Origin of the sequence: Saccharomonospora sp. NPDC046836, from assembly GCF_040645195.1 — a bacterium.
Lineage (GTDB): Bacteria > Actinomycetota > Actinomycetes > Mycobacteriales > Pseudonocardiaceae > Prauserella_A.
Genome location: NZ_JBEYXW010000005.1, coordinates 169,852 through 191,376, shown reverse-complemented (window position 1 = coordinate 191,376; position 21,525 = coordinate 169,852). Strand labels below are relative to the sequence as shown.

Sequence of the window (21,525 nt, the reverse complement as noted above, 5' to 3'; positions counted from 1 at the left end):
TCACTTCACTGGACGCCGCGTCTCCAATGCCTATTACGTGAGATCTTTTAACATCCTCCAAGCTCGGTGTCGCACCTTTTGCGATGCCCAATCGGATTCACTCACCATAGCCAGCAGATCCCGATACTCGACAATGTTCATGCAAATAATCCAACCAAGAGCCAAAGATACCCAATAATCACTCTTCGCCCTCAAAGCAGCATATGGGATTCTTTGCAAGCTGAATTTATCTTCAAAGAAGCCCATAGGTCGACCATGGAGTCGGTCACAATCTGACAATTCTTGACGTATATCACTTAAGCTTTGCTCAAGTAAAGGAAGTAGAAAGATTGGAGTCTCGGAATCTACTTCTCGCTGCGGGCGTTCTCGCGTACCAATGTATACATCCGCACCATCGACTAAACCCACATATTTGGAAGGATCCAAAGCCAGCACTGGCAGCCAGCTAGAATCCCCACTTGGTGTGGGAGACATCAAGACCGTATCCTTTCATCACATCGACGAACTGTGCCCTGAGCTCGGGCGTCCATCTGTCACCATAGTGCCCGCTAACTTCGTCTGTTGCCAACTTTCCGCCATCGACCCACATCCATGTGCCTCCTAGGACCCGATCTTCGTCAGCCCCAATACTCCTAGCAAGCTTCTGATGCGGACTACCGTCTATCCCGAGGTGGCGCGCTGGCTTACCAACAGCAAACCTATTTCTCGTCGGATCAAAAACGAACTCACGTCCACCACTTGGAACGTAATTTCGCAAAGCGGCAGTCGACTTTGTCCTGCTACTTACTTCAATGCAGTAACTCATCCACGATTTGCTCGACCGGCACCAGCAGCCGAGACCGGGCCGTAATAGCCCGAATCCGGTCTCGGGCATGCTGGACCGCCCGACGTGCTGGCCATCGAGCGAGGAAGACCAGATGCGCCGACCGGGGAGTCCGCCCGCGCACCAGCCGGTTATGGAAGCCCAGGAAGTCCAGTCCCTGTCCCCCTTCGGCCAATTGCACGATGCGGGTCTTGGCTGCTTTGGGCTTCAACCCAAGCTCGCCCAACAAGACCGTCAACCGCCCAAGGGCGGCTTCGGCTTGTTCCCGTGACTGGCACATCACGACCAGGTCGTCGCAGTAGCGCACGAGCACGCCGTGCTCGCCTGTGTCCCATGCCCGGTCCATCCGGTGCAGGTACACGTTGCACAGCAACGGAGACGCCGGACCACCTTGCGGGGTTCCGGACGCCTGGCGGCGCACTACTCCGTCCTCCATCACTCCCGCGCGCAGCATCACCCGCAGCAGCTTGAGGATCCCTTGATCGCTGACGCGTTCCTCGACCGCTTGCATCAACTTCCCGTGCGGAATCGCCGAAAAACAATCAGCGATGTCCGTCTCCACCACCCGCCGCTTGCCCTTCCACGCCTCATCAATGAGGACTTGCAAGGCATCGTGCGCCGAACGTTTCGGGCGGAACCCGAAGCTACACGGCAGAAAATCAGCCTCGAAGATCGGCTCGAGCACGATCTTCACCGCGGCTTGCACGACACGGTCCCGGACCGCAGGAATCGACAGCGGACGCCGCTCATTCGTTCCCGGCTTGGGAATCAACACCCGCCGGGTCGGGACCAGGGTGCCGTCCACGATCGCCACCGAATCCACCCGGCGCTTGCGCACCGGTGCCAGCAGCAGACCCAGGCTGTCGATCGCTCGATACGCCGCTGAGTGCGACACCTCGAACAACGGTCCGCCCGACTCTCAGATGGGTTACGACACATCGCTTAGTGATGCGGCGGCCGACCAGGCGGCGTTGAAATCTATCCGAACTCGGAGTAAGGTCGTCGTTCGTTGTACGTCGGTTGAGTCGGGGACGGCTGACCATTCGCATCGACTCGGCGATTCAGCAGTTCTATCGATAGATTCGATCAAGCCTTTCGGGACTATTTGCAACATTTGCTATATAAAGCCCGAAATCAAAGTCCTCATCTTCGATAAATGGCGTCGAATCCAGCTCCGTCGGAACAGGACCCTCTTCGAGAGGATAATGCACAACAACACTGTCTTCACTTGATTCTCGCACAATAGTCAGCGACCGATTGAGTCCGGAGCCAGAGTGCACGACGGAAACACCGGTTTGAACTCCTAGCCAGAAATGATAATTCCCGACCTCAAGGACTACATCATCATCTTCTCGATATAGTACAGCCAGAATATCACCTAGCTGACCAAACGCGCCGTCAACCTTTTTCGAACCAGGGGAAGATTCCACCTCCTCCATTGTTTTTGTCTCCGGATGATACGCCACAACTCGATTGTATTGACGAAAAGACCTCAATATCATATCTGATCCTTCCCGAGTCCAAGATCGCGACCACCTGAACGCGAGGCCGATTCGATGATATCGAGCCACGATTTCCCACGCTCACGCAGGTAGTCGACACTAGGACCAAGTGGGTCGCCATATTTTTCAATGTTTCTCGGATATATTTTATCCAGCATATACTGTGGGGTCAAATCCTTATACTTCACACCTATGGACCGGCGCTCAGCATGCAGTTTTCGGGCGACGAATTCCTCTGAAAGGCCGAAGGCAAGCATCAGGGCACCCTTGTCCTTCAAGCCTTCAAGTGCGGCGATGTATTCGTGTCTGATTGAATAATCAATCTCGTTTTTCTGGGTTACACTTCCACATTGCCATATTTGCGCGGTTGGACTGCCGTCGGCACGTCTGTCCCCTCCAGTAGCGCAAGCGCCGTCAAGTTGTCCCGTGGCAGGGGGCAGTTGGCCCGACTGCCCTGCATTGTTCTGGGCATCTTCTGGCTGGTAGGGCTGGTCGCCTGCGCTGTCGGAGGGTAGGAGGATGCCGAGGTCGATGCCGGGGGCGTTGTTTGCGGCTTCTATGAGCCGGGCGATGCTGTCTGCGATGGTGCCGAACGTGGGTGGGCGTACGTGTGGCGTGTTGGCCCGGTTTTCCAGCATCTTGCGCCGGGCTTCTTCAATTGCACGCCGGAGTCGCTCGGCCGCGGCTGCGGCATCCAGCCACGCGTTGGTACCGCCGCCACCACCGCTGCTCCAAGGCGTACCGGTCGAGGGGCCGCAGGATCCACAGCCGGTGTTTCCGGGCCCGGTTGGTCCAGTTGGTGGTCGCCATCCGCCGATACCACCGCGAGTGCGCAGGCCGAGGGCCTCGTTGACCTGGCTGACGTTGCCGTACACCGACGACCAAACCCAGACTTCAGGGCCTCTGGTCGATGTTCACGCTTCGGAGGACTCGCGGTCGGCCTGCCGAACACGCTCCCGAATATTCGTCCCGCCCAACCGATGGCCCGACCGATGTGTGGAGCTATTCGAGCCCCGACAGCAATGGCTCCTGGGATTGCGGGCGCGCAGACGGGCAGGCAGTAGCCGCTGGGGTCGGTGTTGGTTAGCGGGTTGCCAGCGCCGTAGGCGTGGCGGTTGGCGTTCAGTAGGTCGCGGGGGTCGAGGGCGGCGGTGTCGCGGCTGGTGAAGGTGCCGGTGGTGGGGTTGTACCAGCGGGCGCCCATGTTGACGTTGCCGCTACCCGGGTCGGTGTACTGGTGCTGGTAGCCCAACGCCGGCTGGGTGCCCGTCTGGTCGGTGACCCGACCGAACGGGCTGTACGTGCGCGAACCCGCAGGGACACCAGTCGCCGGGTTGATCAGTCCAATGAGGTCGGTATGCAGATCCGTCCACGCCACACCCCCGGCACCGGGCTGACCGGCGCCGAGCATCGTGCCATCAGGGGTATAGGTATAGGCCGTGGTGCCATCAGAGACGACATCGATGCCGGTGCCGGAGTAGGCCAGTGTGGTGCCGCCGCTGGCGATGAGGCGGTTGAGGCCGTCGTAGGTGTTCGTGGTGGTGCCGTCGGTGACGAGTTCGTCGAAGGCGTTGAACTCAACAGCGGTGGTGGTGCCATCGGTGGTTCGGGAGGCGAGGGTGCCGCGCGAGGTGTAGGCGTAGGTGGTGTCTGCTTTGGACAGTAGTTGGTTGCGTTCGTTGTAGGTGGCGGTGTCCGGGCCGTCGCGGGTGAGGTTCCCGGCGGGGTCCCAGCCGTACTCGTGGACGGTGGTGCCGTTGTCCCAGGCGATGAGCCGCCCGGCCTGGTCGTAGTCGTAGGAGTTGTCCCCCGCCCCGGCGATACCGGTGGTGCTCTTCGAGATCAGCCGGTCTTCGTAGTCGTAGTCGTAGGCGATGGACGCGGTGATCGTGGTGTCGGGGGCGGTGATGGTGTCGGTGGCGAGGCGGCCGAGCCCGTCGTAGGTGTAGGTGCGGTTGGCGTTGCCGACGCCGTAGCCTGTGCTGGTGAGCCGCCCCGCATCGTCATACCCGTAGCCGGCGGTGACACCGCTGAGGGGGTCGGTGGCAGTGGCCAGCCGGCCGGCCAGGTCGTAGGTGTAGGCGGCGGTGCCGGCAGAAGTGGTGGCGCTGGCCTGTTGGCCGTCGTCGTCCCAGGTGGAGCCGGTGTCGCCGGAGGGACCCGACGCGGTGGCCAGGTTGCCGCGGTCGTCGTAGCTGTAGGTGTTGGTGCCACCGGGGGCGGACACACCGGTGAGGCGGCCGGCGGGGTCGTAGGTGAACTCCCGGTCCGGGGTGACCGCCGTGGCGCCGGTGCCGGTCTGCTTGGTGATGTTGCCCAGCGGGTCGTAGGTGTTGGCGATCGCGACGCCACCCGGTTTGCGCAGCGACGCCAGCCGCCCGGCGGCGTCGTAGATCGCGGTGTAGGTACGGTCCGCGGCGTTCGGGGTCTGGTCGGTGGCGGGTTCTACGGTCGACTCGGGCAGACCCCAGGCGTTCGCGGTGAACACGGTGGCGTGGCCGTCCCCGTCGGTGGCCCTGGTGATGTTGCCCGCCCGGTCATAGCCGTAGCTCGTGACGATCGACTCGGTGCCTGTGACGGGGCGAGTGATCGAGGTGAGCTGGTTCAGCGCGTCGTAGGTGCTGGTCGTGGTGACATCGAGGGAGTCGGTGACGCTGGTCTGGTTCCCGGCGCGGTCGTAGCCGAACGCGCGTGTCCGCTGCACCGCACCGCTGGGGTCGGTATCGGCCTGAGCGGTGAGGCGCCCGGCCTGGTCGTAGCTGGTCTTGGTGCCCCGGGCGGTCGGGTCGGTGACCGTCAGCGGGCGTCCGGCGCCGTCGTAGGTGCTGGTGGTGGTGTTGCCCAGCCCGTCGGTGGTGGTGAGCGGATTGCCGAGGTCGTCATAGGTGGCCTCGGTGACCCGCCCGCTGGGGCTGGTCACGGTAGCCAGGTTGCCGAGGTCGTCGTAGGTGTAGCGGGTGGTGAGATTGCGGGTGGGGGCGGGCACGGTCTCGACGACGGTGCCGGTGACTTGCCGGCCGAGTTGGTCGTAGGTCGCGTAGGTCTGCGCGCCGTTGGGGTCGCTGACCGACAGCTGTTCGCCGAGCGGGGTGTAGGTGGCGATCCAGGTGCCGCCAGCCTGCCCGTAGAGCGCGGGTGGGTCGGTTTGGCGGCGCTGGTTGCCGAGTTCGTCGTAGCCGTAGGTGGTGGTGTTGCCCAACGCGTCGGTGGCTGACACGACCCGGCCGGCAGGGTCGTAGTCGGTCTTGGCCACCGCGGGGATGGGGTCGGTGGCGCCGGGTGGGGTGTAGTCGGGCAGTCGCAGCTCGGTGGGGCGCCCGGCCAGGTCGTAGGTGGTGTGGGTGAGGTTGCCGCGAGGATCACGCAGGTCGACGGTTTCGCCGAAGGTGTTGAACCCGGTCGTGGTCACCGGGGACACGGTCTCGGCGGGTTGGCCGTTGGTTTCGGCGGCGACCGGAGGAGCGGTGACCACGGCCTGCTGGCCGAGGGCGTCGTAGGTGTAATGGGTGGTGTAGGCGGCGGGGTCCGCGCCGGTCGCGGTGCCGCGGGGGTCCACTGTGGATGTGACGAGCCCCGCCTGGTCACGGTTGATGCGGGCAACGAGGGCTTCGCTGCCGGTGTGGACCGTCTGGCTGGTCTCCCGGCCGAGCGGGTCGTAGGAGGCCTCGATGTCGGTGTGCACGGTGCCGTCGGCGTTTCGGCCGATGGTGCGGGTGGGGTTGTCCAGCGCGTCGAAGGTGGTGCTCGTGGAGCGCAGGACAGTGGTGTCGTCACGGTCGGTCGTGGTGACCGCGCGCCCGGCCGGGTCATAGGTGGTCTCGGTGGAGTAGCGCCGGTCGCCGGTGAACTCCCACGTGGTCTGCCCGGCCCCGTTGTAGAGGTAGCCGGCCAGCAGCAGGTCCCGCGGCTGCTCGCTGTCGGGGTCGGTGTAGGCCTCGAGGTGTTCGGTGGCGAGCAGGTTGTCGTCGAAGTAGGTGTAGCGGGTGGTGCGCCCCACCGCGTCGGTGACGCTGGCCAACCGGCCCGCGGGGTCATAAGCCCGCGACTCGAGGACCATGTCGCGGGCAGGCTGCCCGTCACCGGTGAAGCCCTTCACCGTACGGGTCGCCAACTGGTGGTGGGCGGTGGTGTAGGTGGTGCTGAACTCGGTCCCGACCGGATCAATGGCGCGCACCACCGCGCCGAAGGCGTCGTACTCCGTGGTCGTGACCCCACCGGCCGGATCGGTGACGGTGTGCACCCGGCCGTGGGCGTCGTAGGTGTAACTGGTGGTGCGAGCGTCGTCGCTGCCGACCGCATCGTCCACAGTGGTCGAGCCGACCGTACCGTCCGGGTTGTAGACATGGGTGGTGCGCTGCTGGTGCGCCGCGCCGGTGACGGCGTTGTTCACCGGCGGATCGAGCTGCTCGACCAGTCGGCCCACACCGTCGTAGCGGTAACGCGTCGTGGCCGAGCCGGTGGCGTCCGAGATGGTGGTCTGTTCGGTGACCCAGCCGATGTCGTCGTAGGTGGTGTCGGTGACCAGGCCCGCGGGATCGGTGACCTGGGCGACGTCACCGGTCGCGGTGTAGGTGTAGCGGGTCACGCCGCCCGCCGGGTCGGTGACCGACTTCAGCAGCCACGCTGGCTGGGTCCCGCCACCCACGGCGGGTTCGGTGCCGTCGGTGTAGCGGTAGGTGGTGCTGCGCTGCATCCCGCCGGTGGCGCCGGGTGCCAGCACCTCGGCGACGAGACCGTTGCCGTGCAGGATGTGGCGGGTGGCGTAGGTGTCGTCGGTGGCCGAGGTCGATCGCGCGTCCCGCCTGTGGGTAACCGTGTCGTTGCGCGGGTCCAGCGGATCGTCGGGGTTGAGGAAGTAGCTGCGATAGCTGGTGTAGCAGGCCTCGACACCGCTGTCGCGGCAACTGGTCGCCGACAGCTGGTTACCCCGCTCGGCGTTGACATAGGTGGTGGCGTTGTCGTTCTCGTCGGTCACCCGGTGCACGAAACCGCCGGTGTCGTAGGCGAACACCTTCGTCCCGCCGTTCGGCGCAGTGGTGGACACCAGTCGGCCACCGCGGGTCGGATCGTAGGTGTAGGTGGTGTCCTCTTCCGCCGGGTCGGTCAACACCACCGACGTTGCGGTTGTGCGAGCCGCGTAGTGCGCGGAGACGCTGGCCGAGTCCAGCGGCCTCTGGTAGATCGCGACCTCACCGATCTGTCCGTCGAAATAGGACCATTCCGCCGACGGTCGAGCCGGATACGCGGTGCTGCTGAAATAGCCTGCCCCGATGTGCTCGATACGGTCGATGTTGCGGATCAGCCCGCTGGCGGTGGCGACGAGGTTGCCGTCCAGGTACAGCCATTGCGTCTCCCCGTCGCCGGAGAGCACGACGTGGTGCCACTCGCCGTCGTTCACCTCGGCTTCGGTGCTCATGGCGCCGTAGGTGCCGTTCCAGAAGTTGCCGCGCAGCTTGCCGTCGGTGCCCACGTACAGCACCGCCATGTTGCCGGCTGTGGGCGTGGTTCCTGGCAGGTCGAACCCGGTCCCGTAGAGCACACCGCCTGCGGTGGACGTGGTCTGGAACCACATCTCCACCGCAACCCGGGTCCGCCCGCGGACCTGGCTGTACGGCAGGCGCAACGAACTGCTGCTGCCGTTGAACTCCACCGCGCCCGCGCCGCGCATCACCGGGTCGGCGCCGAGGGTGACGTCGTTGTAGGTGGCCCCGCCCATCGTGAGATTGACCTCGGCGTGCTGCGCCGTATCGGCCTCCTCGAGGCCCCACAGGCTGTGCACCCCGGTCGCCCGCAGCTCGTTGATGAAGCCCTCGCGGCTGCCGCGTGCCCCGTACTCGCGGGTGACATCCGCGGCTGTGATCGCCCGTTGATGCAGCGCGACCTGCGCGATCGAACCCTCGAAATAGGCCCAGTCGCGGGTGCCGATCTGCGGCCATGCCTGGTTCTTCGTCCATCCCGTACCCACGAACGTGTGCGTTCGGTGGCTGAAGATCTCCCCGGCCAGGCTGCCCACCGACGCGCCGTCCAGGTAGAGGGTTTGCGTATCGACATCGCCAGTGAGCACCACATGATGCCACGCCCCGTCGTTCACCCGGTTCGGCGTGACGATCCCGGGCACGGTGTTCTGCCAGAAATGCCCATACAGCTTGCATCCGTGCCGACATACAGGATCGGCATCGACCCGCCCGACGACGGCTGCCCCGGCTGATGATCCGCGATGGAGAACAACACGCCACCCGCGGTGGACGTGGTCCTGAACCACATCTCGACCGACATCTGCCGCGACCCGCGAACCGTGTCGTCAGGCAGCTGAACATAGCTCGCGGCGCCATCGAACGAGCGCGCCGAACCGGTCGGGAACGGCCCACTCGTCCTGCTCCCCGTCCCTCGGTGGTAGGTGCCGCGCCGCAACACCGTTTGCCCGTCGGCGCTGGTGCCTTCGGTCTCCCGCATCCGCCAATGCGCGTTCGGATTCGACTCCCGCACTGCGGTGCCGTAACGGAAGCCGTCACCCTCCACTGTGGGCTTTGACACCTGATGAGTGCCGCCGTCGGCGTCGGTGTAAGCCGTCACCCGGTCGTCGGCCTTGTCGTAGGTCAGGTTTGCGGCCACCGCCCCGCCTGGGCGGGTGATGCTGGTCAGCACATCCGACGCTGACCTGGCCGCGTAGTGCTCGGCCACCACACTCGCACCCAGCGGATGCTGATAGAACGCGGCCTCGGCGATCTGACCGGTGAAATAACTCCAGGTCCCTGCCGGCTTGGCCGGCCACGCCCGGTCATTCACCGCCCCCACACCGATGAAGTTGTACGGGTCGATGTTCACCAAGGTTCCGGACTGGGTGCCGACCGCGGCCCCGTCCAGATAGAGCGTCTGCGTGTCGTAGGCCGCCGAAAGCACCACATGGTGCCACTGGTCGTCGTTCACCGCGTTCGGACTGACAATCCCGGTGACCTGCGAGTTCCAGAAATGCCCATGCAACTTGCCATCCGTGCCCACATACAGCACCGGCATCGACCCGCCCGGGTTCGCCGCACCGGGCAGATAGTTGCTCGTCGAGAACAGCACCCCCGCTGTCGTGGTCTTGAACCACAGCTCCACCGACGCATACGCGGAGTTGCGCACCAGATCGTCGGGAACCTGCACATAGCTCGACGAACCATCGAAACCGGCCGCGGTCGTTGGGCTACCCGTCAACGGACCCGGCTGTCCAAACGCGACATCCGATGCCGTGCCGTCAATGTTGCCCCAGAAACCAGGAACCTCGCTGGCCGCCGTTGGGCCCTCGGACTCGGCCAGTCGCCAGTAACCGCGCGGGTTACCGTCCATCGCGACCGTGCGATAGTGCGAACCGGGCTCGTAGGCGTGGCTCGCGCATGCATCCGTCGGATCGCACACCTCGACAAGCCGGTCACCGTCATAGCGGTAGATCCAGGTCAGCGCAGGGTCAGAATCCGTGTGCACACTGGTGACGTGACCACCGATCCAGGTGAAGACCAGTGAACGGCCGGACGTGGCGTCGGTCGCCGCGCTCAGTTTGCCGTTGTCGTAGGTGAGGTTCTGTGCCCGCCCGACAGCGTCGGTGATGGTCGTCAACCGGCCGCTGGCGTCGAAGGTGTAGCGCTTGCCGCCCTTGAGCCGCAGCGTCCACCCACCCCCGGTGTTCGCGACCAGGGTGGTGTGCTCCCCCGCCGGCGCGACGAACGCACCGTCCGGGTTGCGGCCGAAGCGGGCCTGCCGCCCGTCCGGATAGGTGACCACGACATTGCCCGAACCGTCCGAGTCAGGCACGATCCGGCTGTCGAACTGTGTCGCCCAGCCCGACCCGAAAGTCAACCCCGCACGTGGATCCAGACTGTTGTAGGTCCGAGTTACGGCCAACGCCGGCCCGATCGCCGTGACCGAGGCATCGGTCACCCGGGTCGAGTAGTTCCCCACACCAGGGTCGACACCATTACCGGTCGACGCCAGATGGCTGGTGATCGCAGGCTGCGGCACCCGGGTGGACAAATAGGCGCCCAGCGTCCACAAGCTCGTCGCCTGACCGTCGCTGACCTGTCCATACCAGACGTAGGTCTTGCTCCACTGCAGCGTGCCCGCTGGCACAACCCACCGCGGCGAGCTCTGCCACCCGGTTTCCGTGCAGTTTGCGCCCTTCTCATCACAGATTTTGAACTTGTACTGCAGGCCCGTGCCCGGGTAGGTGTCACGGTCACGGCCCGTCAGCGCCAGCGTCGGCCTCAATGTCGTCGAGTTGAAGTTGCTGGGTGGTGACATCGACCCCACCACCGGGGTCTGATTACCGATGGTGAACCACACCGATTGCGACATCGGCACGCTGTTCCACGAGAACCGCGTCACCCCGCGCAGCCCCATGTCCCACTGGATGCGGTACCTACCAGGCTGGAGCGACTTCAGGGTCGCGTTCACTGTCACCGACTGACCCGGCGCGACGTTGCGCGGCATCTTCGTCCACGCCGCGTTCGTCTCATACGGCAACTCGGTGCCCGACGCGTTCCAGATCCGGTAGCCCAGCTCGTAACCAGTCGACGGCGTCCAGGTGTCCTTGCCCCGGTTGGTCACCGTCACCTGCATCGTGCCGTCTTCGGTCGAGGTGACCATCTTGGTCATCGCGCCGATCCGGTAATCAGACCAGTACGGTGTATACGTCACCGCGAGGTAAGGCGGGTTCGCCGACGCCGCACTCGCGAACTTCTTCCACCCGTAGGAGTCCGTTGTGGACGCCCGCACCGTCAGGCCGTGGTTGGCCGCACCGTGCGTCCACCCGTGCACGAGCGAGCGCCCTGCCTCGCCGAGGTTGATGTCCACCCACCGCGGCCCGCACGATCCACTGTGCCCGAATGCGAACGACTTCTCCCCAATCTTGCTCCCATACGACGGCCCGGGGTAAATCTTGTTCCCGCTGACCGACCAGCCCTGCGTCACCGGATGCACCGTCACCGCACGCGGACTGCAGGAGTACGACCACGTCTCATACATCCACAACCGCGCACCCAGCACATACTGGCCCGCCAACTGCGACGACACGGAGTCGAACTTCAGATACGCGGCAGACTTGTTACCGCCACCGTTGTAGGTCCCCACGCTCAGGTTCGGATCACCGGAGTTATCCGCATTGAACGGTGACTGCACAAACGTCGACCCATTGCTGTTCCGGTTCACTGTCGGGTCAACCTTCACCGGAAAGACCCGCTCCGGATCGGCAAGCCAGTCTTCGTCCACGTGCACCCGCAGCACCGGGCTCGCCGCATCGCCGACCAGCTCGTAGCTCACCCCGTACGAGCGAGCTCCCTCACCCGACAGCGGATCGACCTTGGAGTCCTCCATGAACCCCGGCGGGATCACACCCTGAACCACACCCTCCGGGTCCTTGAGCAACACCGAGCCCTCGTCCAAGCTCGCGGTCATGCCCTGCAGGTGCAGTGGGAACTCCCACACCGTCGGCGCGTCCGCCGACTTGAGAATGATCAGCTCCTTCGCACCGCCCGGCGTGGCTTGCACCTGCAGATCCGCCCCAGGGCGCACCTCGGGATAGGTCACCGAGTCGCCGGCCACATCACCCTGCACCGGCTCGGCATCCGCGACACCAAAGGCAAAGGTGCGTCCCTCACCGAGCCCCACCGACACCATCGCATCGCTGCCCGCGACCGCCGCGAACTGCTTCGGCTCCGACTCGGCCTTCGTGCGCCACACGTTCTCATCCGGGACCAGCGTCGAGTCGATCTTGTCCCAGGTCCCGTCTTCCGCACGGAAGAACTGCCTCCCCTGGTACGCACGCAACGTCTTCGTGCCATCCGCGTTAGCGAAGACCTGCAGATCCGGCGCCCCCTCAGCCGGCAACTCCCGACTCGTCGCCGAATCAAACCCGGCCGGCTCTTCTTCCGGTTCCGGCTCCCCGACCTCGACCGCGGTCTCCTGCACCGGCGCATCGACAATCGGCGGCGATGGCAGTTGCTCGTCCTCCACCAAGCCATCCGCCGGCGCAGCATCATGCTCCCCGACTCGCACCGTCGCATCCGTCGCCGACGACGGGACCTCATGACTCCGCCCCTCGGCAGAACCCCACTCCTGCCGAGGAATCTCCCCCACCGCCGCACTCACACCACCCGGCCACGGCGTCGCCACCACCAAACCTGCCGCCACCGCCACAATCAGCAGCACCACCAAGCAGCGAGACCAACGCGACACCGAACGGCGCACCACGACGGAACCGCCTCAGCACAAAACAACGGACGCACAAAATGCGCCCGCCGAAACCATGAATAACCCGGAAAAGACCACGCTCAAGCAAAGCGCCGAACAACAGCGCCACGCCCGAACGCGCACACGCAACCTATCCGGACAAACCCGATAACCAGTATTTCAGTGACCAAACTGTGACACCAGTGCCACGAAGATCACGTCACCAGCCCAACCAGAAAAACGAAAGTATTAATCAGTTTGGAGCAGCTATAACGCGCTAGGAAGGAACACAATCAACCATTCCGGCGAGACGAGCACCACTTTGGCCAGCTGTTCACCAGACAGATGGCGTGTTGGAAATTGCCTTCCCAGAGGACGTGGGTGACGTTCTACCACTGTTCGCGTTCGCGGCTAGAACATGGAGAGCCGACGGCAAGTTGCGCACGGTATATCCGAATGCGCCTTCAATGGCCGCAGGATCAGACCCACTCGCTGACCAGTAATTCACGACCTTACAGTCTCACCCCATGCCGATTGGAGACTGTCCGGGACATAGTATTCCCCAGCTACATCTTCATCTAGCATTACAACAATATTGTTCGGCATGTAGCTAAGGATACGACCGTCGATTTCACCCAGAGCAACGACCAGCGAGCAACCATTAGACATTTCGATCCGGAACGACCACGGCCTAACGGAGGAATCGTAGCTATACACATGAAACGAGACACCGATTTTATCTACCGGATATCCGACGATTCTCGACCACTCCCGCCGCCCGCTGACTTCAACCAGGTCTACAAGCTTATTCGGGCGAAGTTCCTCTAAACGATCTAGCGTAAAAGCCAGACCTTCCCGACTACCTGGCGTCGCCCACGATAGTTCCAGGACTAGCCCAGAGTCAGTTACCAGTTCGACTCCCATATCCACTTCATGTACATGATCGAGCTCAGTATCTCCTTGCCAAATTACACCAGCTGGAACAGAATATCGCACACGCAATATTCGTTCGCCGACAAGATTTCTCACCAGGCTCACAAGCCTGGGATCATCGATTCGATGAAGCGTCGCCGGCTCAATCTTTAACATTAGAACTCCCCAAAGTACCAAAACCGCCCGGAATGAAACATTCACACCCGCCTTTTGAACCGCCACCGTTATTGGTCACGCGCCGAGTTCCAGTCATCTAAGCCTGCCGGCTAAAAGTTCCCTGCCTACATGCTCTAGTACTAACGACCGGCATGAGTTTAGCCGCCTGTGGTGGGTCGCCCGCCAGTTGCCGAGGGACGTCAAAACCGGTGAGCAACCATTGTCAACTGCAACGTCACTCGCTCCAGTTGTATCTCCGTCGCAGGCGAGTTCGTGCTAGGACCTGGGCGTCGGTGCTGACGACAGTGGAGTGTCCAAGTCTTTCTCGGACCATTCAAGGCTCTACGCAACATCAGCCTCTGCCCCTGGAAGATCGGCAGCATCGTCAAAGCCGCCCTCGTCATCCTCCACGTCGAACACGACCGCACAACATGATCACCCAGAGCGATGAACCGTTACGCGGAAAGGCTCATTGCCCCGGCCTCGCGCCCAAGTATGGCGTGCATCCGGTTGTTCCCGAGATCGCGAGACAGCTGCTACCGGGTTTCCGTTTGCTGCGGGCATGGCGACCTTGGTCAAGCGCAGTGGCGTGATCGGCGGCCCCGCAGGCCTTAATATTCATTTTCATGTCCAATTTTGCAATAACGCGGTCGACACTGGCGCTTCAGTCTTCAATTACCGGATTGCAAGGCGGCAAGAACGGATCGAGCCGATTTTCGATGCGACCTCGCGCAAGGACTCTCACTTTAAACGCATTTGACCCCGGGGAGACCGGCATCTCGTCATCCCTTTCATAGAGCAGGCCCCATGAGCCAGGAAGGGACGACGCAATCAGCTCAAGAAGGCTGTCCACCGGATCTGACGAATCGCGCTTCCTGTTGAGGAAACCAGTCATAGTAAGAAACGCTTGACCGTTCGGATACCTCAGGTCAATCGAAACAGAAGGCGTCCAAGTCGTCCGATCGATCAGCTCCCTAACTCGCTCAACCTCACGGGCATTCATGGCGAAATCAGCTTCTTCCGTCGACAGGTCGAGGCCAAACCACCCATGAAACTCGTACACCCTCACCACCCAGGAGATCTAGATCGATTACAGGATCAATTCCGCATCGTACCCTATCCCCGCAATACCTAGATCACGCCTGACCCTGGGAACCGTTAGCTGGAAATACGAACTCAGCACGAACTCGCCTGCCAAGCGCGCGGTGACGTACACAGCATCGAGATAGACGGTCGCGCGCAAAAGGGCTGGGATTGCTCCAGGGCCTCTCGCGGGTCGATGCCACGAATAAGCACCATCATCATCGCCTTGGAATCCGCCGAAGACTCGAATGTTTCTGACAACTGCCTTACCAATATTGTCCATTACCTCGATAATCGTCAGGTAGAGATGTAGGTCACCTGGCGGGATCACCAGTTTTGCATAGAACTGATCCAGCGCCGTGGCCATCTCCTTCGCCGTGAGGTTCCTCCCCTGAGTCAGGGCCTCCAGCACATCGGACTGCCTATCGACAAGAAGTTCTAAAACACACGATTGGCTCGAGGACGTTTCCCTTATGGACGAACCCTGTTCTCGGGAACATTGGTCTTCGCGCAACGCTGACCGAAGCCCGGCCTGGTCGCAACGGCACGAGAATCGGTGCCGTAGCAAGCCAAGGGTGACTGACACACCCGTACCTTGGATACGGCGGCCAGCCCTCGGGGCTGTCTTTCCGGTCCTCCTGGCAACCGTAGACGGTGCGGTCACCGGCTGGATCGCTTCGGTGCCACGGCGGCTCCTTGACAGCATGGTGCGCCTCTGTTACGGGTGATGAGTAAGGCCCATAAGTACAGACCCTCATCGGCTCACGACGGTCTCCCGCTCCATGCGCGACAGCTTCTCCGGATTGCGCACAGTGTAGATCCCGGTGATCAAGCCGTCCTCGACGCGCAGTGTCAGGACGCTGTCGATCTCCCCGTCCAGCCGGAGCATCAAAGCCGGCCAGCCGTTGACGTGGATGGGATCGACCGACAACGCAGCGCCGACCCGGCTCAGGCCGGCGGCGAACAGCCGAATCACCCGGTCGGCTCCCACGACCGGCTTCGGGATCGCCTGCTTGACCCCGCCACCGTCGGCCAGTGCGACGACGTCCGGCGCGAGAAGGTCGACCAGCCGCTGCAGGTCGCCGGTTTCGACCGCCCGCTGGAAGGCCGCCGTCACGGTTCGCGTCTCGGCCGGTGAAGCGACACTGCGGGGTCGCCGCTCGGCGACGTGGGATCGGGCTCGGTGGGCGATCTGGCGTACCGCGGCCTGGGTCTTGCCTACTGCTTCGGCGATCTCGTCGTACTCGAGATCGAACACCTCACGTAGCACGAATACCGCCCGCTCCGTCGGCGCGAGCGTCTCCAGCACCAGCAGCATCGCCGTCGAGATGCTGTCGGCCAACTCGACGTCCTCGGCGACGTCCGGCGTAGTCAGTAGCGGTTCGGGGAGCCAGGAACCTACGTAGGTCTCCTTGCGCCGGCCGAGTGTGCGCAAGCGGGTAAGCGCCTGCCGCGTCGTGATCCTCACCAGATACGCACGCTGGTCCCGCACCGTGGCGAGGTCGACGCCAGCCCAGCGCAGCCAGGTCTCCTGGAGGACGTCCTCCGCGTCCGCCGCCGAGCCGAGCATTTCGTAGGCGACGGTGAAAAGCAGGTTGCGGTGGGTGACGAACGCCTCCGTCGCGGGGTCCGGGCTGGGCTGGGCCATGTAGTGCTCCTGTCGCTTCTCGCGGCCGTGTCCACCCACCAGACGCCGGCCCCCACGGTTCTGTGACACAGCATCTCGCGCGGTGTCAGCGCCGGGTGGTCAGGGTCCATCGGGAACCTCATCGAGTGGTACGGCTGGTACGCCTACACCGCGTTCAGCATCAGCACTTCGGCCCGCCACCACGGCGCGTGGTGGGCGGGCCGAAACTCGGGTGACGTCAACCGGCCGGCCGACCGACCCCGGACTGCGCCGCGGCCTTGTGGATCCGGCTTCGTTCCCGTGCGTCGATCACGCCATCGGCGACGAGCCTGTTCAGGATGTCGCGCACGTGTCGCAGGAACGCGCCGTGCGTTTCCCAGTCGCGCTCGTCCTTGATGAGGTCGTTGATCGTGCAGCCGTCCTCGGTTACGCGGTTGGGTACGCCGCTGTCGACCTCGCCGACGACGACCGTCTCACGTTGATCCGGCTCCGGGCACACCGGCGGATCCAGCTCGGTGATCCACACGTCCCGGAACTCGACGTCGGAACCGTTGTGATGGTTCTGGAAGCCGATGTGCCCCTCCAGCGCCCGGCTCCCGTCACCGGTGTAGGTGTTCACCACCTGGCCGTTGAGGATGACGGTGTACGTGTGCCCGACCGCCCGGATCTCGTAGGTGTTCCATTCACCGACGGGCTTGGCGAGCAGGTCGGTGATGGTCGCGAAGTTGTAGATCGAGCCGGTCTTCTGTGGGTCACCACCGGCCGGGTTGTCCTCGATCTGCACCTCATAACCCCGCACACTGTCGTCCGGCTGACGCACCCACGGCCCCTGCCAGTCCCACGGCGCCGGGAAGCGCACGAACACGCCGGAGTTGTCGGTCGGGTTGTTCACTCGGTACTGCAACTTCAGATGGAAGTCGCCGAACGCCTGCGGCGTGTACCAGAGCAGTCCACCGGAGCCGCGGCTCATCAGGGTGCAGTCCGGGGTCACGGCGAAGGATCCGGTTCCCGCCAGCTGCCAGCCGTCGAGCGTCTGACCGTCCCACAGGGCAGTGAAGCCTTCGGGCGCCTCCGGTGCCGGGCACACCTGCGGCTCGACGTCGCCGAGACGGAACCAGTCGAACGAAGCGTCCACGACCGGGATGTTGGGGTTGCCGTCCCCACCCGACAGCGCCACCATCCCGACGTTCCACGGCGTGGTCCCGCCCAGCACGTATGGGCGACCCAGCGGAATCCACCGCTGCCCGTCCGCCGAGTACGAGGCCGTGACCTGGGTCCCGTCGCTGACCAGCCTCAGGTCGAAGGTCGCCGGGAAGTCGGCTGGCAGCGTCGTGTAGTCGGTGCCGGTATTACGTTCCTGTCCATTTGCGACACTGTAGAACGACATCCGCTTGCTGCCGTCCGGACGAGCCATCACCACGGCCTTGGCGAAGTCCTTGTCGTCGGCGTGGAGCACCATCCCGGCCTGCTGGAAGGCGGTCGTCGCGTCGATGCTGACGCGGGTGGTGGCCTGCCATGCCCCGTCCGGCGCCGGCCGCATGATCAGGTTCCTGGCGTCGGCCCGCGCGGAGCTCAGCTCGCCGTGTGCCGTCGGCAGCACGAGCTGCCCATCGGCCACGCTGTACCCCTCCGGATTGTGGCGCACGATCGACGACCAGCAGCCGATATCGAGACTGTCGCCGCCGAACTCGTCCACACCGCTGTCGCGGCATTCCGGTGCCGGTGCTGTGACCGTGATCCGCACGCCGGTGGTGCTGGTCCGGCCCTCGGCATCGGTCGCGGTGAGCACGGCGAGGTACTCGCCCGGTTCGGTGTAGGTGTGCGTGGCGTTCGCGCCCTCCGCGGTCGTGTCGTCACCGAAGTCCCAGGAGTAATCGGTGATCTCGGCGCCCTCCGGGCTGGTCGCCGTGCCCGTGAACGACACCTCCAGCGGTGCCGTGCCCTGCACCGGTGTCGCCTCGACGCTGACCTGGGGACCGCTGCGGTCCGTCACGCCGTCACCGTTGAACCGCAACCAGTCCAACGCCAGCAGGTCCGGCCCGGTGGGCCCCACATCGTCGTTGCGGAACACCAGATAGAGGGCGAAGGTGTCGCCCGGATCGTCGACCTCTGCGGTGCGCTCGACGACGGTGTCGACGCTGCCGGTGACCGGTACGTCCACGGCACCGAGCAGTTCCCCATCGGGTGCGTCGCGCCGTAGTTCGATCGTGCCGCCGACCGTCGCCGAGGAAGCCCCGACGGTGAGCGAGTCGATATTGGACAGATTCACCGGGTCGAACGTGATCCAGTCACCGTGGGAGATGCTGCCGACGCGTGCCCTGGCGCTGGCCAGCGGACGCTCGAACACGGCCACGCCCTGGGAGTCCGCGAAATGCTCGGCCTCCATCCGCTTCGGGTTGAGCCGGACCGCGTCGCCGCCGGTCAGCGGCTCGACCCCGGGCGCGCCCGCATCGGTGAACGTCGCGTCCAGGACGTAGTACAAATTGGTCTCCAGCCCATGTCCACCGTCGGTGATGGTCGGGACCGTCCCCGTACAATGTGGATAGTTGTCGAGCGGATGGGCGTGCTGGTCGTGGCCGAGCAGTGCGCCGACGACAACGCTTCCGCAGTCGATCGTGCCGTCCGCGGTACTGCCGTCCTCGGCATCGTCGACCCGTACGTCATAGGCGATGTTGTCGCCCCAGTCGTAGAAGCCACCATGCGGCGGCCAGCTGAAGCCGACGTCCGGTCGCGTGTTGCCCGCCGAGATCCGGACCGCGGCCACCGAGCTGCGTTCCATACTGTCGGTGACGGTGAGCAGTGCGGTGTAGTTGCCCGCCGTGGTATAGGTGTGCGTTGGATTCGGCTCGTCCGATGTGGCACCGTCGCCGAAGGACCAGTGGTACGTCATCGGCAGGCCGGCCGAGTGGCGGGTGCCTTCGCTGGAGAACTCGACCGCGAGCGGCAACTGTCCCGAGGTCGGAGTTCCTGACGCCGCTGGGGTTGGCGGCCGGTCACCGCCGACATAGTCGATGCGGTAGATACCCGCGCCGTCGTTCACGTCGCCGCGACCGGCGCCGCTGCCGGTACCGAAATCCATGACGTACAACGATCCGTCCGGCCCGAATGCCGACTCGAAGGGGCCACGGAACGTGGTGGAGCCGAGGAACGGGTTGATCGACAGCAGGTCGCCTTCCGCGACGGGATCGAACCTGTCGTTCTCGAAGTCCAGGTCCTCGGTCAGGCGGGTGATCGTCTTGTAGAAGTTGCGGGTGTACTCGAAGACGAACCACTTGCCGTCGTAGTACTCGGGGAACTTGGTGTCCGAGTCCAGATCCGGGTCGTAGTCGTAGACCGGGCCACTCATCGGCCCCGCGCCGCCAGCACCGAGCTCGGGGAAGTTGGGCGACTGCGCGTAGCTGTACCAGATGTAGGCCTCCTGCGCCGGTGGCAGTTGCTGCAGGCCGGTGTTGTGGGGCGAGTCGTTGATCGGACCACCCGCGCAGTCGAACGGCTCGCCGGACTCGCCAGTGGCGAAGTCGTAGTCGCGGTACGGGATGTTGTTCCCCGCGCAGTGCGGCCAGCCGTAGTTCCCCGGCTCGCTGATGACGTTCCACTCCACCGTTCCCTCGGGGCCGCGCTGCGGGTCGGGTTGGTTGGCGTCGGGGCCGTAGTCGGCCACGAGCAGGTCGCCGGTCTGCTGGTCGACCGTGATGCGGAACGGGTTGCGCAGGCCCATCGCGTAGATCTCCGGCCGGGTCAGCTCCGGGTCGGATGTCTCAGGCGGGAAGAGGTTGCCCGGCGGGATCTCGTACCCGCCGTCGTCCGTCGGCAGAATCCTGATCACCTTGCCGCGTAGGTCGTTCGTGTTGGCGGAGGTGGCCTGTGCGTCCCACGCGGCACGGCCGGGTCGCTCGTCGATGGGCGCGTAGTTGTTCGACTGGGAGAAGTCGGTGTTGTCGCCCATCGCGGCGTAGAGACTGCCGTCCGGGCCGAACTCCACAGCGCCTCCCATGTGGACGTTGGCCAGGCCTTGGTCGCGCCAGGTCGGGAACGACAGCAGCGGCCGCTCGGAGCCCATGTCCAGCAGGTCGGTCTCGAAGTCGAAGGTGAACCTGGAGATGTTGATCTGTGCGACGTCGGGGTCGGAGTACATGGCGTAGAGCCAGCCGTTGGCGGCAAAGTCCGGATCGAGGGCGAAGCCGGTCAGGCCGTCGGAGTGCCGTGCCGTGCTGAGACCCAGCTCGAGGTCGCCGACGGTGGTGACCTCCAGCGTCTCCTGGTCGATCATCTTGAACTGGCCCGTGCGCTGGATGTAGATGACGCGGCGGTCCGGCGTCACCTCCAACTCGAACGGATCGGCGAGATCGTCGGTGAGCTTGGTGATGGCGAAGCTCTCGTTGTCCGTGGCGCCGCAGTCGCCGGGCACGGCCCCGGAAGCCCAGTTGATGCCGCCGAGCAGGTGATCGACGAAGGCAGGCTCCGCGAAGGATGCCGGGGCGTGCCCGCCTGCGGTGTACCAGGACCGGCCGCCGTCGTAGACCTGGCACCAGGAGTACGCGTGGTTCACCCCGGTAGTGAGGCCGGGAATGCCGTCACGTTGCTTGATCTGCGCGAGAACATGCACATCGCCGGTCGGATCGGCCTCGAGGTTGTACCACTCCTCCGAGCGTTCCCACAGCTGTGGCAGGTCGCGGGTCGATGGGTGCACCTGGTCGAGCACTTTGATCCGGCCCGGATAGGTGCCGCCGGTGTCGCTGAAGTCCGGGTGATCGGCCAACCGCGCGCCGACCAGCTCGCCATACCAGTCCCAGTTCCGTTCCGAGTCGGCCGCGGCGTGCAGCCCGACATACCCCCCGCCGCCCTGGATGTACCGCGTGAAGGCGGCACGCTCCTCGGTCGCCAGCAGGTCACCGCTGTCCGGGGTCGAGTGCGCGTTGTTGAAGACGACGACATCGAAGGTGGCCAGGTCGGCATCGTTGAACAGCGATGTGCCGTCGTCCACGACGACGTCGAAATCGTGCTCGACCCCGAGTTGTTCGACAAGCGCTTCACCGGCAGGGACGGACTCGTGCGGCTCGCCCGTCACCTTGGAGAAGACCAGTGCACGGAACCGGGAGTCCACGGGGTCCTCGGCACCGGCGGCCTGAACTCCCGATACGGGTAGCAGCAACGTGGCTACGAACAATGCGGACAGCACAAGCCTCAATCGGCGCAAC

The 21,525-nt window shown here is 64.2% G+C and carries 12 protein-coding genes and 2 pseudogenes; 1 reads left to right on the top strand and 13 read right to left on the bottom strand.

Annotation, left to right across the window (positions count from 1 at the left end; genetic code table 11):
- Positions 1 to 33: 33 nt before the first annotated feature.
- The 9 genes and pseudogenes from ABZ863_RS09195 to ABZ863_RS09155 all read right to left on the bottom strand — a co-directional run bounded on the left by ABZ863_RS09195 (position 34) and on the right by ABZ863_RS09155 (position 13,617).
- On the bottom strand, positions 34 to 474 hold the full coding sequence (locus ABZ863_RS09195; RefSeq protein ID WP_358533187.1) for a hypothetical protein: 441 nt from the start codon (positions 472 to 474) through the stop codon (positions 34 to 36).
- A complete protein-coding gene (locus tag ABZ863_RS09190; protein ID WP_358532818.1) occupies positions 446 to 805 on the bottom strand; it encodes a polymorphic toxin type 43 domain-containing protein in 360 nt (119 codons plus the stop codon). The genes ABZ863_RS09195 and ABZ863_RS09190 overlap by 29 nt, the downstream gene beginning before the upstream one ends.
- Entirely contained in the window at positions 789 to 1,598 is an 810-nt protein-coding gene (locus ABZ863_RS09185) for a reverse transcriptase domain-containing protein (RefSeq protein WP_358533166.1), read from the bottom strand. The genes ABZ863_RS09190 and ABZ863_RS09185 overlap by 17 nt, the downstream gene beginning before the upstream one ends.
- A 3-nt stretch (positions 1,599 to 1,601) precedes the next feature.
- Positions 1,602 to 1,730 (bottom strand): annotated as a pseudogene (locus ABZ863_RS09180) (IS5/IS1182 family transposase); the annotation flags it as partial.
- A gap of 163 nt (positions 1,731 to 1,893) precedes the next feature.
- Positions 1,894 to 2,289: a hypothetical protein gene (locus ABZ863_RS09175; RefSeq protein ID WP_358532815.1), complete on the bottom strand. Its 396-nt coding sequence runs from the start codon at positions 2,287 to 2,289 to the stop codon at positions 1,894 to 1,896.
- Between the two features lie 32 nt (positions 2,290 to 2,321).
- Positions 2,322 to 2,963, bottom strand: coding sequence for a hypothetical protein (locus ABZ863_RS09170; protein ID WP_358532812.1), 642 nt, complete (start codon positions 2,961 to 2,963; stop codon positions 2,322 to 2,324).
- The gene (locus ABZ863_RS09165; RefSeq protein WP_358532809.1) at positions 2,882 to 8,443 is read right to left on the bottom strand and encodes a LamG-like jellyroll fold domain-containing protein; all 5,562 of its coding nucleotides are present in this window, start codon (positions 8,441 to 8,443) and stop codon (positions 2,882 to 2,884) included. The genes ABZ863_RS09170 and ABZ863_RS09165 overlap by 82 nt, the downstream gene beginning before the upstream one ends.
- Positions 8,413 to 12,312, bottom strand: coding sequence for a DNRLRE domain-containing protein (locus ABZ863_RS09160; RefSeq protein WP_358532806.1), 3,900 nt, complete (start codon positions 12,310 to 12,312; stop codon positions 8,413 to 8,415). The genes ABZ863_RS09165 and ABZ863_RS09160 overlap by 31 nt, the downstream gene beginning before the upstream one ends.
- A 720-nt stretch (positions 12,313 to 13,032) precedes the next feature.
- The gene (locus tag ABZ863_RS09155; protein ID WP_358532804.1) at positions 13,033 to 13,617 is read right to left on the bottom strand and encodes a hypothetical protein; all 585 of its coding nucleotides are present in this window, start codon (positions 13,615 to 13,617) and stop codon (positions 13,033 to 13,035) included.
- A gap of 333 nt (positions 13,618 to 13,950) precedes the next feature.
- Between ABZ863_RS09155 and ABZ863_RS09150 the strand changes: the two are divergent.
- A pseudogene (locus ABZ863_RS09150) lies at positions 13,951 to 14,052 on the top strand (IS5/IS1182 family transposase); the annotation flags it as partial.
- Between the two features lie 229 nt (positions 14,053 to 14,281).
- Here the strand turns inward: ABZ863_RS09150 and ABZ863_RS09145 are convergent.
- The 4 genes from ABZ863_RS09145 to ABZ863_RS09130 all read right to left on the bottom strand — a co-directional run bounded on the left by ABZ863_RS09145 (position 14,282) and on the right by ABZ863_RS09130 (position 21,524).
- A complete protein-coding gene (locus ABZ863_RS09145) occupies positions 14,282 to 14,680 on the bottom strand; it encodes an Imm7 family immunity protein (protein ID WP_358532801.1) in 399 nt (132 codons plus the stop codon).
- Positions 14,681 to 14,707: 27 nt separating this feature from the next.
- Positions 14,708 to 15,067 (bottom strand): hypothetical protein, encoded by a 360-nt coding sequence (locus tag ABZ863_RS09140; protein WP_358532798.1) that lies wholly within the window; start codon positions 15,065 to 15,067, stop codon positions 14,708 to 14,710.
- A 387-nt stretch (positions 15,068 to 15,454) separates the two neighbouring features.
- Positions 15,455 to 16,348: an RNA polymerase sigma-70 factor gene (locus ABZ863_RS09135; RefSeq protein ID WP_358532795.1), complete on the bottom strand. Its 894-nt coding sequence runs from the start codon at positions 16,346 to 16,348 to the stop codon at positions 15,455 to 15,457.
- A 217-nt stretch (positions 16,349 to 16,565) separates the two neighbouring features.
- A complete protein-coding gene (locus ABZ863_RS09130) occupies positions 16,566 to 21,524 on the bottom strand; it encodes a ThuA domain-containing protein (RefSeq protein ID WP_358532792.1) in 4,959 nt (1,652 codons plus the stop codon).
- Between the last annotated feature and the right edge of the window lies 1 nt (position 21,525).

Excerpts from the sequence above, each read along its gene's own strand:
- ABZ863_RS09195 (WP_358533187.1), bottom strand. The coding sequence starts at position 474 with ATGTCTCCCACACCAAGTGGGGATTCTAGCTGGCTGCCAGTGCTGGCT.
- ABZ863_RS09190 (WP_358532818.1), bottom strand. The coding sequence starts at position 805 with ATGAGTTACTGCATTGAAGTAAGTAGCAGGACAAAGTCGACTGCCGCT.
- ABZ863_RS09170 (WP_358532812.1), bottom strand. The coding sequence starts at position 2,963 with ATGCTGGAAAACCGGGCCAACACGCCACACGTACGCCCACCCACGTTC.
- ABZ863_RS09155 (WP_358532804.1), bottom strand. The coding sequence starts at position 13,617 with ATGTTAAAGATTGAGCCGGCGACGCTTCATCGAATCGATGATCCCAGG.
- ABZ863_RS09140 (WP_358532798.1), bottom strand. The coding sequence starts at position 15,067 with ATGGCCACGGCGCTGGATCAGTTCTATGCAAAACTGGTGATCCCGCCA.
- ABZ863_RS09135 (WP_358532795.1), bottom strand. The coding sequence starts at position 16,348 with ATGGCCCAGCCCAGCCCGGACCCCGCGACGGAGGCGTTCGTCACCCAC.